Below are 22,346 nucleotides of genomic sequence, written 5' to 3'. Positions count from 1 at the left end.
CACCCCATGGACGCTATTTGCGATCGACTGGGGCTGCTCAGCAGGGCACCTTCGGCGTCTGGTCGCCGGGGGAGCGTCATTCCGGGCATGCTGGGTACGTAATCGTTGATGCGCGGGGGCAGTTGTGATCGCCCGGGCCATCGCCCAGGAACCCGGCGGCGGGTTCGGGCGTCCTAACCCGTGACGGTGACGCCTCCGCCCCGAGCGGCGGGGTTCGCACCGGGGACGGCAGGCGAGGCGCACGCACCCTCGTCCCTCGGTGGCCGGCCCGGCTCGACCCGCCCGGTTCGACTCCGCTCGACTCTGCTCGATTCGGCTCTGTTCCACCCCAGATCGGTTCTATTCGGATCGGTTCCACTCGGCTCGGCTCGGCTCACGCTCGGTACTGACGGCACGCCCGTAGCGCCCCGTACCGCAGAACTGATGAGTACGTACGCACAGCGAAGAGATACGCACGTGGTGTCACACCCGCGTGGTGTCATGTGGACTCGGCGTTCAACGGAAAGGAACGAGCGCTCATGCGCGAGATCCTCGGAAGGCGACGCAGGCTCCGGCTCCGGCGCAAGGAGGAGGCCGCCCGGCTCGACGCGGCCCTGACCTGCGCCACCGTTTGGCGGTGGCCTGTGCTCCCCGGAGCCGGGACGGCGTCGGCCGCGACGCACGGCGAGCGCGGCTGCGCCTGCCCCGAACCCGACTGCGCCGTACCGGGCGCACACCCCTTCGACCCCGGACTGCTGGCGGCGACCACGGACGAACGCATGGTGCGCTGGTGGTGGACCAACCGCCCCACGGCCCCGGTGCTGCTGGCGACGGGCGGCCGTGCGCCCTGCGCGGTGAGCCTGCCCGCCGTGGCCGGTGCCCGCGCGCTGAGCGCCCTGGACGCCCTCGGTATGCGGCTCGGCCCCGTCGTGGCGACGCCCACCCGGTGGTCGCTGCTGGTGGCCCCGTACACCCTGGAACGGCTCGGCGAACTGCTGTACGCGAAGGACTGGGTGCCCAGTTCGCTCCGGTTCCACGGCGAGGGCGGCTATCTCGTGCTGCCGCCGTCCGCGATCGGCACGGGCCAGGTCCGCTGGGAGCGGCCACCCGCGCCGACCGGAGCCTCCGCCTCCGCCTCCGATTCCGTCGGCCCGCGGTCGGCCCGGCGGCGGGTCAGGGGTGGGGCCCCCGCGGCCGCGGCCCCCTGGCTCCCGGACGTCGAGGCGGTCCTGGACGCCCTGGTCGAGGCCAGCACGGGCGCCCCGGGCGGCGGAAGCAGACTGGCGTACTGACCGCATGCGCCGACGGGCGCACCGACCGGGCGAACTGGCTGGCGTACTGACACGGTCTTCGGCTCACTCGTACGGGTGTGAGCCGGGGCCGGATCCGCGGTGTGCGGGTGCGGGGCGGCCCGGCGGCGCGCATTCCGCCGATATCGTCGCCCCGTCGTCAGAATTCGCGCAGTCGCCAGGTGGGGCCACCATGAATCTCCGCATGATCGGCCTCACGGCTGTCGTCGTATCCGCGTGCCTGGTTCCCCTGATTGCATCCGCGGATCCCGTGGGTACTCCGGTTGTCGTGGAGGGCCGTGCGGGCGATGCGGAATCCCCTGGCACTTCGCCAGAAAGTTATCAAGGAAAGCTTTCTGATGAACTATCCGGAGATGTGAGTGCCCCTTCCTCTTCGGTGTTGCGGAAATCACCATCGAAAACGGGCGCAGAAGCCGGACCCCTGTCTGAATTTGATCGCCCGGCTGACCCCGGTGGTGTCTCTGACGTCACCCGGTGCGGCCCCGAGGTGGTCGCGCCGGAGGGCGTCGAGGCGCAGACCTGCGTCATGGCCCGGGGCGGCGAGACCTGGGCGCGTACGTACTACCGCAATACGACCGGTGAGGAACTCCGGTCCGTGCTCACGCTGATGGGCCCGGGCGGCCGGACCGTGGAGCTCCACTGCGCGCCGACGGCGCACGACGAGCCGGGCAGCTGCGAGACGCCGCACGGGGCGTCGGCCGACAAGCCTTCGGCGTACTGGGCGGTCGCGGAGTTCGTGGGCGCGGGGCCGGTGCAGGAGGCGCCGCTGCTGCTCCGCGCCGGGTCCGACCGGGCGTCCGCCGACCCGGGTGCCGCGACGGGCTGAGCACCGCCGACGGTGGCGTACCGGGGCCGGGCGCGGGGGCCGCGGCCGGAGACGAGGACGCCCGGTCGCTGGCGACGGGGGATGCACCAGCGACCGGGCTTTTAGAACCGTAACAAGAGATCTGCCGTTCGCAAATTCGATCTCGCCTGTAGGGACAGGGATTTACTTACGAGTACGGTGGGTTGTGACGCGGGTCACCGTCTGCGGCGGCTCCTTGCCCGTGTCAGCTGAGCGTCACCTGGCGGTTGGTGAGCCCGCTCCGGGCGCGCCGCTCCTCGGCGGTGAGCGGGGCGTCGGAGGCGAGCGCGGAGGCCAGCCGCTCGGCGAACGCGACGGCGGGCTTCTCGCAGGCCTCGGCGCCCATCGAGCTCGGCAGGTCCCAGACGGGGACGACCAGCCCGTGCGCCCGGAACGAGCCGACGAGCCGGGTGCCTTCGCCGAGCGAGGAAGCGCCCGCGGCGTGCAGCCGGGCGAGCGCGTCGAGGAGCTGCTCCTCGGGGTGCGGCATGACCCAGCGCAGGTGGTTCTTCTCCGGGGTCTCGCACCAGTACGCGGCATCGACGCCGGACAGCAGCGTCGTCGGGATCGCGGCGGCGTTGGCGCGCTCCAGGGAGGCGGACACCTCGGGTGCCGCGTTCTCCGCGTCGGGCACCCAGAACTCGAACCCGGTGTGCACGTCCGGCTCGAACGCGGCGTCGGGGGCGAGGAGATCCTGGAGGCGGGGGCCGTCGGCCGGGACCCGGCGGGCGGCCACGGGCGAGCCGGGCTCGGCCTCCAGGGCCCGCTGGAGGGTGTCCGCGAGGTCGCGGCTGAGGTCGCCGGACGAGGTGTCGTTCTGCAGGGCGAGCAGGACGGAACCGTCGTCGCGGCGCAGGGCGGGCCACGCCATCGGCAGGACCGTCGCGAGCGTCACCGACGGAACGCCCTCGGGCAGCCCGTCCTTCAGGGTCAGTTCGACCGTGGCGGCAGGCACCAGCTCGCGCAGCGCGACCCAGTCGCACTCGCCCGCGAGCCCCTCGAAGGGGCGGTGCACGAGCTCGGTCACGGCCTGGGCGGCGGCGCGTCCGTGACACGCCTTGTAGCGACGGCCCGAACCGCACGGGCAGGGCTCACGGGCCCCGACGACCGGGATCTCACCGTCCTTGAGCTGCTGCTTCCCGGCCTTGGACTGAGGGCGCTTCTTGGCCATGCTGGGCGTTCTCCCGAGTGCGACGGTACGACGGTGCTACAGAGCGGTATCGGCGCGAGCCTAGCGGCCCGGGAGGATGCGGCGGCACCGCGCGGCGTACGGGGCGTGCTGACGGGCGGTCGCCCGGGGCGGGTGCCCCTGGGGCGGGCCGCGACCGGGGCGGGTGTCCCGGGTGTCTCCGGGGTGGGTCGTGTCCGTCGGGCGCGGGTTCTTGGGGGCGGGTTGTCTCGTTCGGGGCGGGTGTCCCGGGTTCGGCCCGCGCCGGTCGCGGGCGGGTACCCGGGGCGGCCCGTGTCGTCCGGATCAGCCGACGTCGTCGAAGGCCTCGGAGAGGTCCAGCCCGGGAAAGCCGGCAGGCCCGCCGACGCCGGGCAGCCCGCCGATGCCGACCGGCCCGCCGATGCCGGGAGGGCCACCGATTCCGGGCGGTCCACCGACGCCGGGCGGCTTCTTCGAGGAGACCAGGGCCCAGACGGTGACCTCGCCGGAGGCGTTGTCGCGTACGCCCCACTCCTGGGCCAGGGCGCTGATGATGTTGAGCCCCCGGCCGCCGCGGGCCGTCACCGAAGGGGTTGCCGGAACGGGGCGGGTCGGGCCGCCGCCGTCCGTGACCTCCACGGTCAGGCCGCCGTGCGTGTCCACCCGCCAGGCGGCGCGGATGTCGCCGTCGCCGACGTCGGCGTGCCGCCCCAGGGGCCTGCCGTGCCGACAGGCGTTGCTGAGAAGTTCGGAAAGGATCAGAACGGCGTCGTCGACGACCGCGTCCGACACCCCGTTGCCGCGCAACTGCTCACGCATCCGGTGTCGTGCCTGCCGCACGCCGGCAGGGCCATGAGGAACGGCCATGCTCGACGACGCGGGCACCTCTTGTGCCACCACCAACGCCACCCCCGAGACCTCCTTCGCCCCATGCCACGGGTTGGATGCCCCACTGAGCTGGACCGGAAACCGGCCAAAGCGCTGCTGGTGACGCACTCGTAACGATCGAATGCACAGCGAGTGCGCCGGTGTACTCCCCGTAACGGGAGGTGTCGGGTGGCGCTTATGTGTTAAATGCGGCCCAGTTGGGACAGAACCTGCTTGGGGCGGTTGGTGATGATCGCCTCGACGCCGAGTTCGGCGCAGAGCTCGACGTCGGCCGGTTCGTTCACGGTCCACACGTGCACCCGCTGCCCGGCGCGGTGGAGCCGTTCGATGTAGCCGGGGTGGCTGCGCACGATCCGCATGCCGGGTCCCGCGATCCGGGCCCCGGCGGGCAGCCGCCCGTCCCGCAGCCGGGGCGAGACGAACTGCATCAGATAGACCGCGGGCAGCGTGGGCGCCGCCGCCTGGACACGGTGCAGGGAGCGGGCGGAGAAGCTCATGATGCGGATGGGCGGGGGCTCGTCGGCGACGGCGGGCGGATCGGCGAGCCCGAAGCGCTTGAGCAGGTGGAGGAGCCGCTCCTCCACCTGTCCGGCCCACCGGGTGGGGTGCTTCGTCTCGATGGCCAGCTGGAGCGGCCGCCCGGTCGCCCGTACCTCGGTGAACAGCTCCAGGAGCCGTTCCAGGGTGAGTACGGAGGTGAGCTCGCCCGGCACCGGATCCCAGTCGGGGGACTCCTCACGGTCCTTCCAGGAGCCGAAGTCGAGGGCGGCGAGGTCCGCCAGCTCCAGCGCCGAGACGGCGCCGCGCCCGTTCGACGTACGGTTCACCCGCCGGTCGTGGACGCAGACGAGATGCCCGTCGGCGGTCAGCCGGACGTCGCACTCCAGGGCGTCGGCGCCGTCCTCGATCGCCTTGCGGTAGGCGGCCAGGGTGTGTTCGGGGGCGTCGTCGGAGGCGCCGCGATGGGCGACGACCTGGATCGAGGTGTGCGTGCTGCGCTGTCGTGCTTGGGTCACCCGCGCCATGGTGTCACCGCCACGGGGGTGGGTGAGCACATGTCACCCTGGAGGTCTGTTTTGTCTGATGTAAAGATTGGTGTGCGGATGCACAGGTACTGCTTACAGTGACCCGACGCGCTGTGGGAAAAGCTGACCGCAGACACGTGCACAGCGGATTTCCTGCCGAAGACCGACTGGATGCCGAGTGGAACCGAGGAGCAAAGAGCTGTGAGCACCGAGAACGAGGGCAACGAGGACAACGCGGTACAGGCCGCGCCGTCCGTTCCGTCCGCACCTCCCGTGCCGGCCGCCACTCCCGTGCCGGCCCCTGACGGAGCGACACCCCCGTCGTCGCCCTCGTCACCGCCGGCTCCGCCCCAGGACACCACACACACCACCCAGGACACGCCGGGCGACGCCACCGCACCGGCCGCCCCCGCGCAGACGGAAGCCCCGCGCCACGACCCCACACACCAGGGCGCCCCGCACCAGGGCGCCCCGGCCTCCCACCCCACAACGCCCCACGCCCCCCACCCCTCACACCCGCCGCAGCACTCCCCGTACGGCGCGGCGCCCGAGCCCCCCGCGGGCGCAGCCGCCTGGCCGCCGCCCCCGCCGACCGTCCCGTCGTACGCCGGCGGGGACGCCGGTCACGCGTCCGGCGGCATCGGCAACGGGAGCGGCCACGGCCCGGTCTGGGGCGCTCCGGTCCCGCCCGGCTCCGAACCGGCGCGCGGCAAGCGCCGGGGCGGCGGGCTGGTGGCGGCCGTCGCGGTGGCGGCGCTCGTCGCGGGCGGTATCGGCGGCGCTCTCGGTTACTGGGCGGCCGACCGCAACGACAGCCGGACCTCGGGCGGCTCGACCACGATCTCGGCGTCGGACACCCCGAGGGACCTGAAGCGCCCCGCGGGCACGGTGGCCGGGGTCGCGGCGAAGGCGCTGCCCAGCGTGGTCACGATCGACGCGCAGGGGGACAGCGGCGAGGGCGGCACGGGCACCGGCTTCGTGTACGACAAGGAGGGCCACATCCTCACGAACAACCACGTAGTGGCCTCCGCGGCGGAGGCCGGTGAACTGTCGGCGACGTTCTCCAACGGCAAGAAGTACGCGGCCGAGGTGGTCGGCCGGGCACAGGGTTACGACGTGGCCGTGCTGAAGCTGAAGAGCCCGCCGCCGGGCCTGGCCCCCCTGCCCCTCGGCAACTCCGCGAGCGTCGCGGTGGGCGACTCGACGATCGCGATCGGGGCGCCCTTCGGCCTCTCGAACACGGTGACCACGGGCATCATCAGCGCGAAGAACCGCCCGGTGGCATCCGGGGACGGCTCCAGCAGCAAGAACTCGTACATGAGCGCCCTGCAGACCGACGCCTCGATCAACCCGGGCAACTCCGGCGGCCCGCTGCTGGACGCGACGGGCGCGGTCATCGGCATCAACTCCGCGATCCAGTCGACCGGCGGCGGCCTCGGCCAGTCCCAGGCGGGCTCCATCGGCCTCGGCTTCGCGATCCCGATCAACCAGGCCAAGAACGTCGCCGAGCAGCTGATCAAGACCGGAAAGCCGGTCTACCCGGTGATCGGCGCGACGGTCACGATGGAGGAGAAGACGGGCGGCGCGGCCATCTCCTCCCAGGGCGTGGGAGGCACCCCCGCCGTCACCCCGAACGGCCCGGCGGCCAAGGCGGGCCTCAAGGCGGGCGACGTGATCACCAAGTTCAACGACACCGTGATCGACAGCGGCCCGACCCTGATCGGCGAGATCTGGACCCGCAAGCCGGGCGAGAAGGTGACCCTGACCTACGAGCGCGACGGCAAGACGGCCACGGCCGAAGTCACCCTGGGCCAGCGCGAGGGCGACAGCTGACCGGCTAGGCTGTCCCAAGCGTCGAACCGGCCCCACCCGGGCCTGACGGCCCATCGGCTTGCGCAGCCCTGGACCGCCGACGCGGGGTGGGTTGCCCGAGCGGCCTAAGGGAACGGTCTTGAAAACCGTCGTGGCAGCGATGTCACCGTGGGTTCAAATCCCACACCCACCGCGGATGAACGGCCCCTGACCGGGTGCATTGGTCGGGGGTCGTTCTCGTTGCGCGCCGCTCGTACAGGGAGCGAACGTGGTTCAGATGCCTTTGCGGTGCTCGTGCCAGGTGGTGGTGGCGATCGCGAGTCGCTGGGTCCAGGGGGTGGGATCGGCGGTGCTGATCTCGTTCCAGAGGGTGTGGTTGGCGGCGGCGAAGGCGGTGATGCCCTCGGTGGGGGCGGTGTGCCAGGAGGGGATCTGGGTGGCCCAGCGCTCGGCGGATGCGGGGGTGTGGCCGGCGGCGATGAGCCAGATGACCCAGTAGCCCGCGTCGAGCCAGGCCGCTCCGCGGGTCGCCCAGGCCCAGTCGACCAGACGGGCCCGGTCGCCCCCGGGGGCGTGTTCGTCGACGAGGACGTTGGCGTTGTTCAGGTCGGTGTGGAGCAGGTGGGTCCCGGCGAAGAACCGGCGGTCGTCGGGGTGGGCGGCGTAGCGCTTCAGGCGCTGTTCGGCGTGACGTAGTTCGATGGCGGGGCAGGGGGTCTCGCTGAGGCGGCGCAGGAGGGCGGCGACTTCGGGGAGGTCGGGGGAGCCGGGGGTGTAGTCGGCGTGGTGGCCGCCGAGGGCTTCGAAGCCGAGAAGGTCCCATCCGGCGGTCTCGACGCGCCAGCGGAGGGCGGGGGCCAGGCTGGTGAGGAAGGGGGCGAGGGCGGCCTCCCGGCGCTGGGTCCAGGCGCGGGGGTGGTCGGTACGCAGGCCCTTGACATGCCAGGTGCCCGTGGTGGAGGTGACGCGGGCAGCGATCTCGCTGTTGAAGCCCTCGGCTGCCTCCTCGACCGTGAGGAGGGGGCCGGTGTGCTCTTCGACGGCGGTGCGGGCGGCGGGCGGCAGGCGGTCGAGGCCGATGCGGATGGTCGCCATGGGAGTTCACTCTTCCACGGGTGCGGGTGTGCGGGGACGCAGTGGTGCGGGGGCTCCGGACGGAAGAACGTCCAGAAGCCCCCGCGGTTCTGCGCGACCGGGTTGTCTACCGGTACGGGTTGTCGTGGTTGCAGCCCGGGACGGCGCCCTCGGTCAGCACCTCCAGGTCGTCCAGGAGGATGACCCCCTCGGGCTCCTGCGGGGCCGGCGGCCTGGGGCCGATCTCCACCATGACAGCGGTCATCACGTTTCCTCGCTTCCGTGTTGGCATTAGGTGTTCAGTGGTGCCTTCGCCTCCTGGTACGCCTTGGCGAGCGGTCGGCAGACCCGGCAGGTGCCGGAGAGCTGACAGCCGCCGCAGCCACCAGTGCGAAGCATCTGGGCATCGGCGATGCCGGGCAGACGGAGGAGTCCGTCCAAGCCCTCGGACATGAGGTCGATGGGGTTCTCGCGGCCGACCTTGCACATGGTCGCCAGGCCGTGCGGGTCGACGTGAAAGAAGGTGTGGCCGGCGGGGCAGCCCTTGAAGACGCTGGTCTTGTCGAGGAACCCGGGCGCTTGCGCGGCCAGGGGTTCGGGCGTGCCGGTGTACGTGGGGGAGATGGTGCATCGCCCATAGGCGATGCAGTCGGATGCGGTGCAGGCGAGCGCTCAGAGCGGCCGCAACGAGAATGAGGACGTTCGTCAGCGTGGAGCGTTGGTTTTCGCACCGCCGTAGCTGTTCTCGGTGCTCTTTCCAGTAGGAGTGTGGGGAGGTCGGGGGAGCCGGGGGTGTAGTCGGCCGATGGCCGCATCCGTGTTGCCGTTGCCTGCCGCGTAGAAGCATCAGCTCACCGGCCGTGCGGATCTCCCGGGCGGGGCGCACCGACGCCGCCGACCGTGTCTTGCGGTCCCGGGGATTCGACCCGTTACCGCGTTGGATCGGTTGCCGGCGGGGGCGGAAGCGGTGGGAGTGACGCCAGTACCTTCGGCATGTCCTTCTTCCGCGTCACGATCAGCACCGGTACGCCCCCGTCCTCGCACTCCAGGACCACCGCCCGGCCGTCGAAGTCGGGGCGGCCCGCGGGGTCAGCGCTGTACGGAGGGCGGAGGCGGAGTGGGGTCAGGGTGCGGGGGGTTTCCTTGCGGTGGAAGGCGCCCGTCGGGTCGGGAGTGGTGGCCAGGGAGCCGGGAGCGGCCGCCAGGAATCCGGCGGTGCCCGCGTACGGGACCTCGCCCATGATGACGCCGGGGACGCACTCCTGCCCGGTCAGTACGTACGGCTTCAGGGCGATGGTGTCGTCGCGGCGGCCGCGACGCCGCAGGAACGGTACGGCCAGGGCACAGCCCGCCAGGATCACCAGGCCGCCCAGGGCGGTGAGTTGCAGCGCTTCGCCGATGCTGTCGGTCGGCCAGGGGGCCGCCGCGCCGAGCGCGGTGAGCAGCAGGCCGCCGGTGAACGTGAGGCCCACCTGCCAGGGGTACGCCTTGGGTGAGCGCCGCGTGCCCCAGGCCATCGCGGCCGCGCCCGCCAGGAACATCGCCCCGTAGAGGCCCAGGCCCAGGCCGAAGGTGAGGGGGATCCGGTAGTCGCCGCGCGGGTCCGCGTTCGTGTAGCGGCGGGCGGTGGGGAAATCCACGTACCGGATCTGGTCGCGCCAGTACGTGACCTCGACGCTCGCTCCCGGTCGCGCACCCGGTTCCTGCCTCGGGCTGCCGTCGATCCGGGTGCGGGTGGACGACCCGTCGGGCTCGGTGACGTACAGCCAGTACGAGGACGTCTTGCGGCCCGTCTCCTTCTCGGTGCGGTCGATCACCGCATTGACCGTGCGCAGGCAATCGCCCTTGTGGGCGTCGCCGGTTGCGGGGCAGGCCGCCGCCGTGGTGAAAGCGTGCTCCTTGTCGCGGGCGCCGGGGGTGGTGACCAGGAGCAGCCAGGCCGACACCAGTGCCAGCAACGTGCCCACGACCAGGGCGGGACGCGTCGTCGGCCTGCGCCTCGGGCTGGGCTCACTGCTCTGTGTCGGAGTCACCCCCGCATTCTGTAGCGGTCAGGGCGGCAGCGGCAGGGGCGATGTCTGCATTTCGTCGTGCTGCTTGCTGCCGGGAAGCGGCAATGGGCGGGTATGGCCTCAGCCGGGTATGTCAGCGGGCGGGTTTGCCATCAACGGTTACGCCGTCAGTCGTTGCGCGGTCAGCCGTTACGTGACTACCGGTTGGGAGGGGACCGCTCCTACAGGGGCTCGCTTCCCCTGCCCGACGTCAGCCGCGCCGCCGACGCGATCGCGGCGCGGGCCTCGTGTTCCGGGAGTCCGGTGCGTACAGCGGCCGCGGTGAGTGCGTCGGCCAGGGCGTCGCCGAAGCCGTGTTCGTAGGCGCGGCAGGCCGCCCAGAACAGGCGGGTGTTGCGCTGGCCCTCGTGTGCGGCCAGTACGAACTGGATCAGGCTCTCGCCCCGGCGGCCCCGGCCGCCGCCCGTGCCGTGGGTGCGGGGCGTGTGTGGGGGCGGGGTGAGGAGGCGCAGGAGGGCGCGGGGGCAGGGGGCCGGGGTGAGGTGGGCGGTGCCGGGGGCAAGGCGGTATCGGCCGTGGGCGGTGACCGAGCCGGGGCCGACCAGGTAGCCGCCGCTGCCCCGGATGTCGATGCCCGGGGCCAGGCGGCTCGCGGAGTTGGCGACCGTCACATCGGCGGGGCCGGTCAGCCAGAGGTGGCGGCCGCCGCTCGGGGTGAGCACGGTGACCGTCGGCGGGATGGTGAACAGGTGCTGGAGCGCCAGCTGCCGGAGGGCCCCGGCCGAGTCGTTGCCGCACGTCGTGTCGACGTCCAGGTCGATACCGATGAGCCGGTGAGGGGCGCGTCCGCAGGCGATGCCGTACCCGGTGGCCCGGGGCGCGGCGGCGAAGAGCGCGCGGACGGCGGCGGGGTCCGTCGTGGCGTCGTGCACACCGTGGCCGGGCAGCCCGCACTCACCCCGGCAGTGCACCGGCGGCTGTTCGCCGTGGTGCGGGGAGCGCAGGGCGGGGAGCTTGGTGGCGGACAGGGGAAAGACGGGGAGCCCGCGCTCGGCGGCGGAGAGAGCGTGGGCCAGGGCCAGGGTGGGGGTCTGCCGGTCGATGGTGGCCATGCAGTCATTTTCGTACATGCGTTCGAGTATGGGAAGAGGGGGTAGGGCGGCGAGGGTGCGCGGCCAGTGACCTGTCGCAGCGAAGGTTGAGCGATTCTCATCGAAGGTTGAGCGGGACCCGTTGAGGTCAAGCGGAGCTGGTGATGCCCCGTCTCGGCGAGGGTTGATCAGTCTCGGCGGAGTTTGACGGCTCGGACCGGCACGGCAGCTCTGCGGCTGGTTCAGTCGATGGAGTTCTCCGGTGGGGGCCACGGTCCGTCGAAGGCCGGGCCACAGTCAGGGGGCAGGTGGGCCACTACCAACGCAGCCGCCTCCTGCGGTGTGAGTGACTCTCCCAGGACACGCTGCGGCACGCCCAGCGGCGCGTACACGATGCACGACTCCACGTCACCCACGATGAACGGCAGGTCGTTGCTCCACGGGTCCTGCGTGTTCCGGTGGAAGGAGAGCGCTCCGTGACTCGGAAAGGGGAACAAGGCCCGCAACCGCGGTTCGGCGTAGGCGGCCTCTATGACCGCGGGCTCCCCCCGTCGCGCCCCGGGATGCCTCTCCAGTATCCCCCGCCAGGTCTTCTCGACCACCGTCTCCTCAGTCATCCCGCGATCATGACGTCCGCACCCGGCCGGGACAACCCGCCACCTCGACGGCCGAACTCCGAGCCCGGCTCGCGGAGCTCCCGAGGACCGGTCGGCCGAGGCGTCTCTCGTCGTGGGGCATGAGGGCGGGCCGCTCGATTCCCTCTTCGATGTCTGAGATCGGTCAAGGTCCAGTGAGACGGGGCAGCCAGGGGGGTGGCTTCGTCCATGGGGGCGAGGGGTGTCGGGTGTGCCCCGCCGACCTGGGCCTCCGTGGCACAAAGAAGGTTTATCCGCTCTTCGTCATACGTGAGAGGGAATCGGGTGGGCAGAGGGGGTTCGCCGGGGATGCGCTGGGCAATTCTGGTCTCGCGACGTCGTGACCAGCACCGGGGCGGTCGGCCAACTGGCCCGGAACCAGCCGCAATAGGCGCATCAGCCGTATCGGATATATCGGCTGTATCAGACGCGTCAGATGTATCAGCCGCACAGGCTGGATATGAAGCCGTACTTCCGTTTCCTGGAGGAAATGACATGGCAAGCATCCGTACCGCTCGTGCCCTCGCCGCAGTCGCCGCCCTGCCCCTGACCGTCGCGCTCTGCGGCGGGGTTGCCCTGGCGGACAACGGCTCTTTCGCGAACGACGGATCGAACGCGGCCGTGGCGACGATCGGCGGCAGCGGTGTCGGCGGCAACAACTCCGGCAACTCGTCCACGACCCAGCAGCAGGCCGTCGGCGCCGGTGCGTCGAACCAGAACACGTCCGCCCAGGTGAGCGGCTCGGCCTTCACGGCCATCGACCAGTCGGACCACAGTGTCGCCGTGAACTTCACGCCCTTCTTCTGGTGATCGACCCCGGGTGATCGACCAGGGTGATCGATCTCTGGTGATCGACCCCGGCTGATCGTCTTCCGGTGACGCGGTCGCCGGGACCTCCCGGGGGGTGGGTCCCGGTCGTCTGGACAGCAGCCCGTGCGGCGGCGCTTCGGTGCCACGCGCGGGCTGTTGCCGTTGTCGCCGCTCGCTGCCGCTTGCCGTTGTCTGCTGATGGCCTTGACAGGTGAAGTCGATCTGACGGACAGTCAGAAACCGTTCCCTGTCGTTCGAGCCGCCCCCGGAGGTCCTGCCGTGCACCTCGCCCCGACGGAGCGCCAGCAGCAGCTGCGCACCGAACTGCGCGCGTACTTCGCGGCCTTCCGGGCGACGGCCGGGCATGGGGGCGCCGGCGAACAGCGGCGGATGCTCCGGCGGATCGGCGCCGACGGCCTCCTCGGGCTCGGCTGGCCCGAGGAGTACGGCGGGCGGGGCCGGGGGCCCGACGAACAGTTCGTCTTCTTCGACGAGGCCTACCGGGCCGGCGCCCCCGTCTCCATGGTCACGCTCAACACGGTCGGCCCGACCCTGATGGCGTACGGGACCCAGGAGCAGAAGGCGTACTTCCTGCCCCGCATCCTCAGCGGCGACCTCGTCTTCGCGATCGGTTACAGCGAGCCGGAGGCCGGTACGGACCTGGCGGCGCTGCGCACCCGTGCGGTGCGGGACGGCGACGACTGGGTGGTCGACGGTCAGAAGATCTTCACCAGCAACGCCCAGCAGGCCGACTGGATCTGGCTCGCCTGCCGTACGGACCCCGAGGCCCCCAAGCACCGCGGAATCTCGATCATCCTCGTGCCGACCGACCAACCCGGCTTCTCCTGGACCCCCATCGAGACCGTGGGCGGGCTGACGACCACCGCCACGTACTACGACGGCGTACGCGTCCCCGCCTCGAACCTCGTCGGCGCCGAGAACGACGGCTGGCGGCTCATCACCAGCCAGCTCAACCACGAACGCGTCGCCCTGGCCGCCATCGGCATGCAGGCCGAGGACTTCTACGAGGAGGCCCTCGCCCACGCCCGTACCCCCGACCCCACTACGGGGCGCCGCCGGATCGACGAGCCGTGGGCACGCGCCCGGCTCGCGGAGGCGTACGCCCGGCTTGCGGCGACCCGGCTGCTGAACTGGCGGCTGGTCGGCGCGGTCGGGGCGGGGGAGCTGGCCCCCGGAGAGGCGAGCGGTGTGAAGTTCGCGGGCACCGAGAGCGCCGTGGAGGTCTACCGGATGTGCCAGGAGGTGGTGGGGGACGCCGCTCTGCTGCGGGCGGGGGCACCTGGCTGTTTCGGGGCGGGTGGTGGTGAAGGCGAACTGGAGCGGATGAACCGCGCCGCGCAGATCAACACCTTCGGGGGCGGCGTCAGCGACGTCCAGCGCGAGATCGTCGCGACGATGCGGCTCGGGATGACGCGGGGCAGGCGGTGAACCCGGACGCCCGAACGGTACCGGCCGATGCTCCGGACCCCCTGTACGACCGGCTCACCGCCTACGTGGGCCGCCCTGCCGCGACCGGCGGCACCGGCAAGGACCCCGTCAACGAACCCATGATCCGCCACTGGTGCGAGGCGATGGGCGACACCTCCGCCGCCTACCGGGGGCCCGACGCCGTCGCCCCGCCGACCATGCTCCAGGCCTGGACCATGGGCGGGCTGGCCGGGCACGGAAACAGTCACGGAGGCGGCCACGGAAACAGTCATGGAGGCGGTCACGGCGGCGGCCATGGAGGCGGCCATGGAAGCGGTCACGGAGACGGCCATGGAGGCGGCCACGGAAACAGCTCCGCCCGCTCCGCGGCGTACGACGAACTGCTCGGGCTGCTCGACGGCGCCGGGTACACCTCTGTCGTCGCGACCGACTGCGAGCAGGAGTATCTGCGCCCCCTGCGGCCCGGCGACCGGATCACCTTCGACGCCGTCATCGCGTCCGTCTCCCGCCGCAAGACGACCAGGCTCGGCACCGGGTACTTCGTCACGACCCGCATGGACGTCCGCGCCAACGGCGAACCGGCCGGGACGCACCGCTTCCGTATCCTCAAGTACCACCCCGCGCAACGGAGGAAGCAGCCGCCACTCCGCCCCCGCCCTGTCGTCAACCGCGACAACGCCGGGTTCTGGGACGGCGTTGCCGAGCACCGGCTCCTCATCCAGCGCTGCACCGACTGCGCGACGCTGCGCCTCCCCTGGCTGCCCGGCTGCAACGCCTGCGGCGGCCCGGAGTGGGACACCGTCGAGGCGTCCGGTGCGGGCACGGTCTTCAGCCATGTCGTGATGCACCACCCGCCCTTCCCCGCGTTCGACCCGTCGGGCGAGGGCGGCCCGTACGCCGTCGCGCTGATCGAACTGGCCGAAGGCGTCCGGATGGTCAGCAACGTGATCGGTGTGCCGTACGACAAGGTCCGCGTCGGCATGCCCGTACAGCTGGAGTTCCTCCGTACGGACCCCGATCTGGAACTGCCGGTCTTCCGGCCCAGCGAAGGCGGCCGTTGACATGGACTTCACCCCGAGCGAGGAGCAGTCCGCAGCGCAGGGTCTGGCCGCGCGGATCTTCGGCGACCTGGCCACGCACGAGCGGCTGGCGGCGGCCGGTACGGGCACGGACGCGGCCCTGTGGAAGGAGCTGTGCGCGGCCGGACTGCCCGCCGCCGTCGAGGACATCGGGCTCCTCGGCCTCGTCCTGCTCCTGGAGGAACAGGGCCGGACCACCGCCCAGGTGCCGTTCGCCGCCAGCTGCGTGTACGGGCTGCTCGCGGTCGCCGGACACGGTACGGCGGAGCAGCGCGATCGCCTGTTGCCGGGCCTCCGCGACGGTACGGCGGTGGCTGCGGGGGCCTTCCCGGCGCGGGGTGGCGTACACACCTCGGACGGCGCTCTGTACGGGGCCGTCCCCTGGGTCCCCTGGCTGCGCGACGCCACCCACGTGCTGGTGGCGGACGCGGACCGGGCCCTGTGGATCGTCGAGGCGGGCGTGCCGGGCGTCACCGCCGAGCCCGTGGAGACGACCGCACCCTGGTCGGCGGGGCGGCTCGTTCTCGACGGTGCACGCGGGGAGCGCCTGGGGGGCGGGCCGGGGGCGTACGCGGCCGTCCTCGCCACCGCCCGTACCGCCTTCGCCGGGCTCCAGGTGGGCGTCGGCGCGGGATCTCTCGCGCGTGCCGTGCAACACACCACGACCCGCGAGCAGTTCGGGCGCCCCCTCTCCACCAACCAGGGCGTCCTGCTCCGCGCCGCCGACGCCCACATGGACACCGAGGCGATCAGGGTCACGGCGTACGAGGCCGCCTGGCGGCACGACGAGCGGCTGGATTACGAAGCCCAGGCGTTGACCGCCGCCTGGTGGGCCTCCGAGGCGGGCCGGCGCGTCGTGCACGCGGGCCAGCACCTGCACGGCGGCACCGGGGCCGACCTCGACCACCCGGTCCACCGGCACTTCCTCTGGGGCCGCCAGCTCGCCGTGTACCTCGGCTGCGGCGGCGAAGTCCTGTATGAGCTGGGCCTGTTGCTCGCGGACACCGAGGGCGAGGGGGCGGCGAAGTGACAAGCGACCGTGCGGCCCACCGCGTCGGTGACGAGCTGCCGCCCCTGGAGATCCCGGTGACCCGGACCCTGATCGTCGCCGGGGCCATCGCCTCCCGCGACTACCAGGACGTCCACCACGACGCCGAACTGGCCCGGGAGAAGGGCTCGCCCGACATCTTCATGAACATCCTCACCACCAACGGGCTCGTCGGCCGCTACATCACCGACCACTTCGGCCCCACCGCCGTCCTCCGCAAGGTCGCGATCCGCCTCGGCACCCCGAACTACCCGGGAGACGTCCTGCGGTTGACCGGCCGAATCACCGCTCTGGACGCCGGGGATCCAGGGGATTCCGAGGACGCCGGAGATGCCGGGGACGTCGAGAGACCCGTACGGGAGACCGAGGCCACCGTCGCGGTCACCGGCGACAACGGAATCGGTCGCCACGTCACCGGCACGGTCACCGTCGCCCTCGCGGGCACGAGCACGAGCACGGGCGCGGGCGCGGGCGCGGGCACAGGCACGAGCACGGGTGCGGGCGCGAGCACGAAGGAGACGGGCGCATGAGTATCCGCAGAGCCGACTCCCTCGGCGGAAAAGCGGCCGTCGTCGGCATCGGAGCCACCGAGTTCTCCAAGGACTCCGGCCGCAGCGAACTCAAGCTGGCCGTCGAAGCCGTCCGCGCCGCCCTCGACGACGCGGGCCTCACCCCCGCCGACGTCGACGGTCTCGTCACCTTCACCATGGACACCAGCCCCGAGATCACCGTCGCGCAGGCGGCCGGGATCGGCGAGCTGTCGTTCTTCTCCCGGGTCCACTACGGCGGCGGCGCGGCCTGCGCCACGGTGCAGCAGGCCGCGCTGGCGGTGGCGAGCGGGATCGCGGACGTCGTCGTCTGCTACCGGGCGTTCAACGAGCGCTCGGGCCGCCGCTTCGGCTCCGGCGTCCAGCGGCGCGAGCCCACCGCCGAGGGCGCGGCGCTCGGCTGGAACCTGCCGTACGGGCTGCTCACCCCCGCCTCCTGGGTGGCGATGGCGGCCCAGCGCTACCTGCACACGTACGGCCTGGAGCCGGAGGTCTTCGGGCACGTCGCGGTGGCCGGCCGACGGCACGCGGCGCGGAACCCGGCGGCGTACTTCCACCGGAAGCCGATCACGCTCGCCGACCACGCCTCCTCCCGCTGGATCGTCGAACCGTTGCGGCTGCTCGACTGCTGCCAGGAGACCGACGGCGGCCAGGCGCTCGTCGTCACCGGCGTGGAGCGTGCCCGAGACCTGCCCCGACCGCCCGCCGTGGTTCTCGCGGCGGCCCAGGGCGCGGGCCGGTCGCAGGAGCAGATGACGAGCTTCTACCGGGACGGGCTGACCGGGCTGCCGGAGACCGCCGTCGTCGCCCGGCAGCTGTGGCGCAGCTCCGGACTGTCCCCGGCCGACATCGATGTGGGCATCCTCTACGACCACTTCACGCCGTTCGTCCTGATGCAGCTGGAGGAGTTCGGTTTCTGCGGTCCGGGGGAGGGCGGGGCGTTCGTCGCGGCGGACACGCTGCCCCTGAACACCCATGGGGGGCAGCTGGGGGAGGCGTACCTCCATGGGATGAACGGCATCGCGGAGGCCGTCCGGCAGATCCGTGGCACCTCGGTGAACCAGGTGGCGGGGGCGACGAGGTCCCTGGTAACGGCCGGTACCGGGGTCCCGACGTCGGGGCTGGTCCTCGGCGCGGACGGCTGAACCAGCCGGCACCGGCTCGGGGACGGACCCTGACGGAGGGCGGCGTCCCGTCCACCTTCAGGAGGTCCAGGGCGTACGGCCCCTACAACCTGAGGCGGACGGTGCTTCGCGACCTGGGGCCGATCCCCCGGGCGGGCCGCGCTCCTAGCGTTGAGTACATGACCACGCCAGTCTGCGCAGGCGCCTCCCGGGCGGCCTCCGCCACCGCCGCCGGCCACCACCCCCACACGCCCTACGCGTCGTTCTCCTCGTACGTACGGGCCCGGGGGCCGGTTCTGCTGCGCACGGCGCGCTCACTCACCGCTAACCCGTGCGACGCCGAGGACCTGCTGCAGACCGCGCTCGCCAAGACGTACGTCGCGTGGGAGCGGATCGAGGACCACCGGGCGCTGGACGGCTATGTCCGCCGGGCCCTGGTGAACACCCGCACCTCGCAGTGGCGCAAGCGCAAGGTCGACGAGTTCGCCTGCGAGGAGCTTCCGGAACGGGAGACGGTCCCGGCGCCCGACCCGGCCGAGCAGCAGTCGCTGCACGACGCGATGTGGCGCGCGGTGCTCAAGCTCCCGGACCGCCAGCGCGCGATGGTCGTCCTGCGCTACTACGAGGATCTCAGCGAGGCGCAGACGGCCGAGGTGCTCGGGGTGTCGATCGGTACGGTCAAGAGCGCTGTCTCCCGTGCCCTCGGCAAGCTCCGCGAGGACCCGGAGCTGACGCCGGTCCGCTGACGCCGGTCCGCTGACGCCGGTCCGCTGACGCCGGTGCGCTGACGCCGGTCGGCTGTTGCCGGTGGGCTGACGTCGGTCCGCTGTTGCCGGGCGGCTGCGCCCGTCCGCTCAGTTCCGTCCCGCCCCCCCCGTGCGGCCCCGGACAGGAATTTTCTCCCGCGAGTAGTGACATACCACGTGGTATGTGAGCAGAATCAGCGGAACCTTACTGCCGCGTAGCGCCCACCGGGAGGACGCCGTGCTGAGCACCATGCAGGACGTACCGCTGACTGTCACCCGCATCCTGCACCACGGGATGACGATCCATGGGAAGTCGCAGGTCACGACCTGGACCGGCGAACCCGAGCCGCACCGTGCCACCTTCGCCGAGATCGGCGCACGCGCCACGCAGCTGGCCGGTGCGCTGCGCGACGAGCTGGGAGTCGACGGCGACCAGCGTGTGGCGACGCTCATGTGGAACAACTCGGTCCACCTGGAGGCCTACCTCGCGGTTCCCTCCATGGGGGCCGTGCTGCACACCCTCAACCTCCGGCTGCCGCCCGAGCAGCTCGCCTGGATCGTGAACCACGCGGACGACAAGGTGGTGATCGTCAACGGTTCGCTACTGCCGCTCCTCGTGCCGCTGCTGCCCCACCTGCCGGGCATCGAGCACGTCGTCGTGGCCGGTCCCGGCGACCGCTCCGCCCTCGCCGGGGTCGCGCCGCGCGTGCACGAGTACGAGGAGCTGATCGCGGGCCGCCCCACCACGTACGACTGGCCGGAGCTGGACGAACGACAGGCCGCGGCCATGTGTTACACCTCCGGCACCACCGGCGACCCCAAGGGCGTCGTCTATTCCCACCGGTCCGTCTACCTGCACTCGATGCAGGTCAACATGGCCGAGTCGATGGGCCTGACCGACCGGGACACCACGCTCATCGTCGTGCCCCAGTTCCATGTGAACGCCTGGGGCCTGCCGCACTCCTCGTTCATGGCAGGCGTCAACATGCTGATGCCGGATCGGTTCCTCCAGCCCGCCCCGCTGGCCGACATGATCGAGCGCGAGCGCCCGACGCATGCCGCCGCGGTCCCCACCATCTGGCAGGGCCTGCTCGCCGAGGTCCTCGCCAACCCGCGCGACCTCACCTCCATGGCGAACGTGACCATCGGCGGCGCCGCCTGCCCGCCCTCCCTCATGGAGGCGTACGACAGGCTCGGCGTCCGGCTCTGCCACGCCTGGGGCATGACGGAGACCTCGCCGCTGGGCACCATGGCTCACCCGCCCGCCGGGCTGAGCGCCGAGGAGGAGTGGCCGTACCGCGTCACCCAGGGCCGCTTCCCGGCGGGAGTCGAGCCCCGGCTGGTCGGACCCGGCGGCGAACACCTGGCGTGGGACGGCGAGTCGGCCGGAGAGCTGGAGGTCCGGGGGCCCTGGATCGCCGCCGCGTACTACGGCGGGGCCGACGGCGAGCACCTGCGTCCCGAGGACAAGTTCAGTGAGGACGGCTGGCTGAAGACCGGCGATGTCGGCGTGATCAGCCCCGATGGCTTCCTCACGCTCACCGACCGGGCCAAGGACGTCATCAAATCGGGCGGCGAATGGATCTCCAGCGTCGAGCTGGAGAACGTGCTGATGGCCCACCCGGACGTCGCGGAGGCGGCCGTCGTCGCCGTACCGGACGAGAAGTGGGGCGAGCGTCCGCTCGCGACGGTCGTGCTCAAGGAGGGCGCCACCGGGACCGACTACGAGGCGCTGAAGGCGTTCCTCGCCGAGTCGGGGATCGCCAAGTGGCAGCTGCCTGAGCGCTGGTCGGTGATCGAGGCCGTGCCGAAGACGAGCGTCGGCAAGTTCGACAAGAAGGTGATCCGGAAGCAGTACGCGGCCGGGGAGCTGGACGTCACGCAGCTCTGAGGCCCCGCGCTCGTCGTTTCACGTGAAACATGGCGGGTGCGGTACGGAACTCCGTACCGCACCCGCCATGTTGTGCGTCCCGCGTACGCCTACGTACGCCTAGTTGGTGCCGATCTTCGCCAGCAGGTCGACGATCCGGGACTGCACCTCGTCGCTGGTGGACCGCTCCGCCAGGAAGAGAACGGTTTCCCCGGAGGCGAGCCGCGGCAGTTCCGTCCGGTCCATCCCGGCCGAGGTGTAGACGACCAGCGGGGTGCGGTTCAGCTGGCCGTTGGCGCGCAGCCAGTCGACGATCCCGGCGCGCCGACGGCGTACCTGCATCAGGTCCATCACCACCAGGTTCGGCCGCATCCGGCCCGCCAGGTCGACGGCCTCGCTGTCCGCCGTCGCGTGCGCCACCTGCATACCGCGTCGCTCCAGGGTCCGGGTGAGGGCCACCGCGATCTCGTCGTGCTCCTCGATCAGGAGCACCCGGGGCGGATGCTGCTCGCTGTCGCGCGGGGCCAGCGCCTTGAGCAGGACGGCCGGGTCGGCGCCGTACGCGGCCTCCCGGGTCGCCTGCCCCAGACCGGCCGTGACCAGCACCGGAACCTCGGCGGCGACGGCCGCCTGGCGCAGCGACTGCAAGGCGGTACGGGTGATGGGCCCGGTCAGCGGGTCGACGAACAGCGCGGCGGGGAACGCGGCGATCTGGGCGTCGACCTCCTCGCGGGAGTTGACGATCACCGGACGGTAGCCCCGGTCGCTCAGCGCCTGCTGGGTCGGTACGTCGGGGGCGGGCCAGACGAGCAGCCGACGCGGGTTGTCCAGCGGCTCGGGAGGCAGCTCGTCGTCGACGGGATACGGGTGCGGCCGGTTGGCGACCTCGACCGCGCCTCCCGGCCCGTCCAGCGGCTCGGGCCCCTCAGCGCCTTCGTCGGGCGCCCCTATGGCGTAGGCGCGCCCCTCCCCGACGGAGGGCGCGAGCAACTGGCCGTCGCCGTAGCCGGGGACGGTGGGGAGACCGATGGCGGGGTTGGCGGGGGCTGTGGGGCCGGTCGCGCTGGGCCCTTCCGCTCCCTGGCTCTGCTGTTGTCCGGGTTGCTGGGGTTGCTGGGGTTGCTCGGGCTGTCCGGACCGGGCCTCGGGCGGGGCGGCGAGCTTGCGACGGCGTCCGGCGCCCCCGAGGCTCTGGTGCTGCTGGTTCTGCTGCTGGTTCTGCTGATGGGCGAGGTGCTGGGCGAACGGCACGCCCTGGCCCAGTGTCCGCACGCTGAACGCCCGCCCCTGCGTCGAGTCGGGGTTCCCGCCCGGCATCGGCTCCTCGGCGGGCAGCGGCTGCCGCCGCGCGTCCGGAACGGGGATGCCCACATCGCCGTCGGCCGGGTGCGACACGGACTCGGGTGCGGCCTGCGCGGTGCCTGTGGTGCCTGTAGTGCCGGTGGTGTGCGCGGTGTTGGCGGGGTGGCCGGTGTCGGCTGCCGGGAGTTCCGGAGCATCCGTGGTCAGGCCGGCCGGGGAGGTGCCCGTGCCAATGCTGGTGTCGGTGGCGTAGGCGGTCCGGCCGTGTCCGTCCCAGGGGGCGTTCTCCGGTGCGGGAGTCCGGCCCGGCCCGTGCGGGAGGTCCTGGGCGGCGGAGCCGTGGGCCGGCCAGCCGGGCTGCACCGGGCCGATGGGGTGCGCCTGCGGCGGCGTGTGGCTGGCCTCCGGGGCGCTGCGCCCGTGGTGCGGGGCGCCCTCGGCGCCGTGGGCGGCCGTGGCGTCGGGGGGCAGGGGGGCCCGGTCCGCGTCGGCGGGGGGCAGGGCGAAGGCGGTACGCGGACCGGCGTCGGCGGCGGTGCGCTCCTGGGCG

At 72.2% G+C, this 22,346-nt stretch carries 19 protein-coding genes, 1 tRNA gene and 2 pseudogenes; 12 read left to right on the top strand and 10 right to left on the bottom strand.

What is annotated here, in order from left to right; genetic code table 11:
* Positions 1–518 precede the first annotated feature (518 nt).
* Together CIB93_RS31990 and CIB93_RS31985 are read left to right on the top strand one after the other, a co-directional pair.
* Positions 519–1,271, top strand: coding sequence for a bifunctional DNA primase/polymerase (locus CIB93_RS31990; protein ID WP_096631993.1), 753 nt, complete (start codon positions 519–521; stop codon positions 1,269–1,271).
* Between the two features lie 505 nt (positions 1,272–1,776).
* The gene (locus CIB93_RS31985; protein WP_257002452.1) at positions 1,777–2,115 is read left to right on the top strand and encodes a hypothetical protein; all 339 of its coding nucleotides are present in this window, start codon (positions 1,777–1,779) and stop codon (positions 2,113–2,115) included.
* 223 nt (positions 2,116–2,338) lie between these two features.
* Here the strand turns inward: CIB93_RS31985 and CIB93_RS31980 are convergent, their stop codons facing one another.
* The 3 genes from CIB93_RS31980 to CIB93_RS31970 form a co-directional block, all read right to left on the bottom strand.
* Positions 2,339–3,304, bottom strand: a complete 966-nt coding sequence (locus tag CIB93_RS31980) for a DUF5926 family protein (RefSeq protein ID WP_096631991.1) — start codon at positions 3,302–3,304, stop codon at positions 2,339–2,341.
* Positions 3,305–3,607: 303 nt separating this feature from the next.
* A complete protein-coding gene (locus CIB93_RS31975; protein ID WP_096631989.1) occupies positions 3,608–4,279 on the bottom strand; it encodes an ATP-binding protein in 672 nt (223 codons plus the stop codon).
* A gap of 74 nt (positions 4,280–4,353) precedes the next feature.
* A complete protein-coding gene (locus tag CIB93_RS31970; protein ID WP_096632008.1) occupies positions 4,354–5,196 on the bottom strand; it encodes a glycerophosphodiester phosphodiesterase in 843 nt (280 codons plus the stop codon).
* A 201-nt stretch (positions 5,197–5,397) separates the two neighbouring features.
* On the opposite strand from CIB93_RS31970, the gene CIB93_RS31965 reads away from it, so the two are divergent.
* Positions 5,398–7,029 carry a S1C family serine protease gene (locus tag CIB93_RS31965; RefSeq protein ID WP_096631988.1) on the top strand — a complete coding sequence of 544 codons (1,632 nt, stop codon included), beginning with the start codon at positions 5,398–5,400 and terminating at the stop codon, positions 7,027–7,029.
* 85 nt (positions 7,030–7,114) lie between these two features.
* Positions 7,115–7,201: transfer RNA gene (locus CIB93_RS31960), tRNA-Ser, on the top strand.
* 80 nt (positions 7,202–7,281) lie between these two features.
* On the opposite strand, the gene CIB93_RS31955 is transcribed toward CIB93_RS31960, so the two are convergent.
* The 6 genes and pseudogenes from CIB93_RS31955 to CIB93_RS31935 all read right to left on the bottom strand — a co-directional run bounded on the left by CIB93_RS31955 (position 7,282) and on the right by CIB93_RS31935 (position 11,802).
* Positions 7,282–8,103 (bottom strand): aminoglycoside phosphotransferase, encoded by an 822-nt coding sequence (locus tag CIB93_RS31955; RefSeq protein ID WP_096631986.1) that lies wholly within the window; start codon positions 8,101–8,103, stop codon positions 7,282–7,284.
* A gap of 106 nt (positions 8,104–8,209) precedes the next feature.
* The gene (locus CIB93_RS38225) at positions 8,210–8,347 is read right to left on the bottom strand and encodes a hypothetical protein (RefSeq protein WP_179500318.1); all 138 of its coding nucleotides are present in this window, start codon (positions 8,345–8,347) and stop codon (positions 8,210–8,212) included.
* Between the two features lie 26 nt (positions 8,348–8,373).
* A pseudogene (locus CIB93_RS31950) lies at positions 8,374–8,709 on the bottom strand (radical SAM protein); the annotation flags it as partial.
* A gap of 302 nt (positions 8,710–9,011) precedes the next feature.
* Entirely contained in the window at positions 9,012–10,115 is a 1,104-nt protein-coding gene (locus CIB93_RS31945) for a hypothetical protein (protein ID WP_143660111.1), read from the bottom strand.
* A 200-nt stretch (positions 10,116–10,315) separates the two neighbouring features.
* Entirely contained in the window at positions 10,316–11,206 is an 891-nt protein-coding gene (locus tag CIB93_RS31940) for a bifunctional DNA primase/polymerase (RefSeq protein ID WP_096631982.1), read from the bottom strand.
* A gap of 221 nt (positions 11,207–11,427) precedes the next feature.
* Positions 11,428–11,802 (bottom strand): DUF6193 family natural product biosynthesis protein, encoded by a 375-nt coding sequence (locus CIB93_RS31935; protein ID WP_096631980.1) that lies wholly within the window; start codon positions 11,800–11,802, stop codon positions 11,428–11,430.
* 513 nt (positions 11,803–12,315) lie between these two features.
* Between CIB93_RS31935 and CIB93_RS31930 the strand changes: the two genes are divergently transcribed.
* From CIB93_RS31930 to CIB93_RS31895, 8 genes are all read left to right on the top strand, one after another.
* The gene (locus CIB93_RS31930; RefSeq protein WP_096631978.1) at positions 12,316–12,630 is read left to right on the top strand and encodes a hypothetical protein; all 315 of its coding nucleotides are present in this window, start codon (positions 12,316–12,318) and stop codon (positions 12,628–12,630) included.
* A gap of 279 nt (positions 12,631–12,909) precedes the next feature.
* Positions 12,910–14,079 carry an acyl-CoA dehydrogenase family protein gene (locus tag CIB93_RS31925; RefSeq protein ID WP_096631977.1) on the top strand — a complete coding sequence of 390 codons (1,170 nt, stop codon included), beginning with the start codon at positions 12,910–12,912 and terminating at the stop codon, positions 14,077–14,079.
* Positions 14,076–15,140, top strand: coding sequence for a bifunctional MaoC family dehydratase N-terminal/OB-fold nucleic acid binding domain-containing protein (locus tag CIB93_RS31920; RefSeq protein WP_096631975.1), 1,065 nt, complete (start codon positions 14,076–14,078; stop codon positions 15,138–15,140). Before CIB93_RS31925 ends, CIB93_RS31920 begins: the two co-directional genes overlap by 4 nt.
* Position 15,141: 1 nt before the next feature.
* A complete protein-coding gene (locus CIB93_RS31915) occupies positions 15,142–16,188 on the top strand; it encodes an acyl-CoA dehydrogenase family protein (protein ID WP_096631974.1) in 1,047 nt (348 codons plus the stop codon).
* On the top strand, positions 16,185–16,736 hold the full coding sequence (locus CIB93_RS31910; RefSeq protein WP_096631972.1) for a MaoC/PaaZ C-terminal domain-containing protein: 552 nt from the start codon (positions 16,185–16,187) through the stop codon (positions 16,734–16,736). Before CIB93_RS31915 ends, CIB93_RS31910 begins: the two co-directional genes overlap by 4 nt.
* The gene (locus CIB93_RS31905; RefSeq protein ID WP_096631970.1) at positions 16,733–17,899 is read left to right on the top strand and encodes a lipid-transfer protein; all 1,167 of its coding nucleotides are present in this window, start codon (positions 16,733–16,735) and stop codon (positions 17,897–17,899) included. The genes CIB93_RS31910 and CIB93_RS31905 overlap by 4 nt, the downstream gene beginning before the upstream one ends.
* A 158-nt stretch (positions 17,900–18,057) precedes the next feature.
* The gene (locus CIB93_RS31900) at positions 18,058–18,624 is read left to right on the top strand and encodes a SigE family RNA polymerase sigma factor (RefSeq protein ID WP_096631969.1); all 567 of its coding nucleotides are present in this window, start codon (positions 18,058–18,060) and stop codon (positions 18,622–18,624) included.
* A gap of 238 nt (positions 18,625–18,862) precedes the next feature.
* A complete protein-coding gene (locus CIB93_RS31895) occupies positions 18,863–20,515 on the top strand; it encodes a long-chain fatty acid--CoA ligase (protein WP_096631967.1) in 1,653 nt (550 codons plus the stop codon).
* Positions 20,516–20,614: 99 nt separating this feature from the next.
* Here the strand turns inward: CIB93_RS31895 and CIB93_RS31890 are convergent.
* Positions 20,615–22,346: pseudogene (locus CIB93_RS31890) on the bottom strand (PAS domain S-box protein); the annotation flags it as partial.

The organism is Streptomyces sp. WZ.A104 (assembly GCF_002382885.1).
Taxonomy (GTDB): domain Bacteria; phylum Actinomycetota; class Actinomycetes; order Streptomycetales; family Streptomycetaceae; genus Streptomyces.
This window is presented reverse-complemented; position numbering and strand designations above follow the sequence as displayed.

Excerpts from the sequence above, each read along its gene's own strand:
- CIB93_RS31990 (WP_096631993.1), top strand. The coding sequence starts at position 519 with ATGCGCGAGATCCTCGGAAGGCGACGCAGGCTCCGGCTCCGGCGCAAG.
- CIB93_RS31955 (WP_096631986.1), bottom strand. The coding sequence starts at position 8,103 with ATGGCGACCATCCGCATCGGCCTCGACCGCCTGCCGCCCGCCGCCCGC.
- CIB93_RS38225 (WP_179500318.1), bottom strand. The coding sequence starts at position 8,347 with ATGACCGCTGTCATGGTGGAGATCGGCCCCAGGCCGCCGGCCCCGCAG.
- CIB93_RS31905 (WP_096631970.1), top strand. The coding sequence starts at position 16,733 with ATGAGTATCCGCAGAGCCGACTCCCTCGGCGGAAAAGCGGCCGTCGTC.
- CIB93_RS31915 (WP_096631974.1), top strand. The coding sequence starts at position 15,142 with ATGGACTTCACCCCGAGCGAGGAGCAGTCCGCAGCGCAGGGTCTGGCC.
- CIB93_RS31970 (WP_096632008.1), bottom strand. The coding sequence starts at position 5,196 with ATGGCGCGGGTGACCCAAGCACGACAGCGCAGCACGCACACCTCGATC.
- CIB93_RS31935 (WP_096631980.1), bottom strand. The coding sequence starts at position 11,802 with ATGACTGAGGAGACGGTGGTCGAGAAGACCTGGCGGGGGATACTGGAG.
- CIB93_RS31980 (WP_096631991.1), bottom strand. The coding sequence starts at position 3,304 with ATGGCCAAGAAGCGCCCTCAGTCCAAGGCCGGGAAGCAGCAGCTCAAG.
- CIB93_RS31940 (WP_096631982.1), bottom strand. The coding sequence starts at position 11,206 with ATGGCCACCATCGACCGGCAGACCCCCACCCTGGCCCTGGCCCACGCT.
- CIB93_RS31900 (WP_096631969.1), top strand. The coding sequence starts at position 18,058 with ATGACCACGCCAGTCTGCGCAGGCGCCTCCCGGGCGGCCTCCGCCACC.
- CIB93_RS31930 (WP_096631978.1), top strand. The coding sequence starts at position 12,316 with ATGGCAAGCATCCGTACCGCTCGTGCCCTCGCCGCAGTCGCCGCCCTG.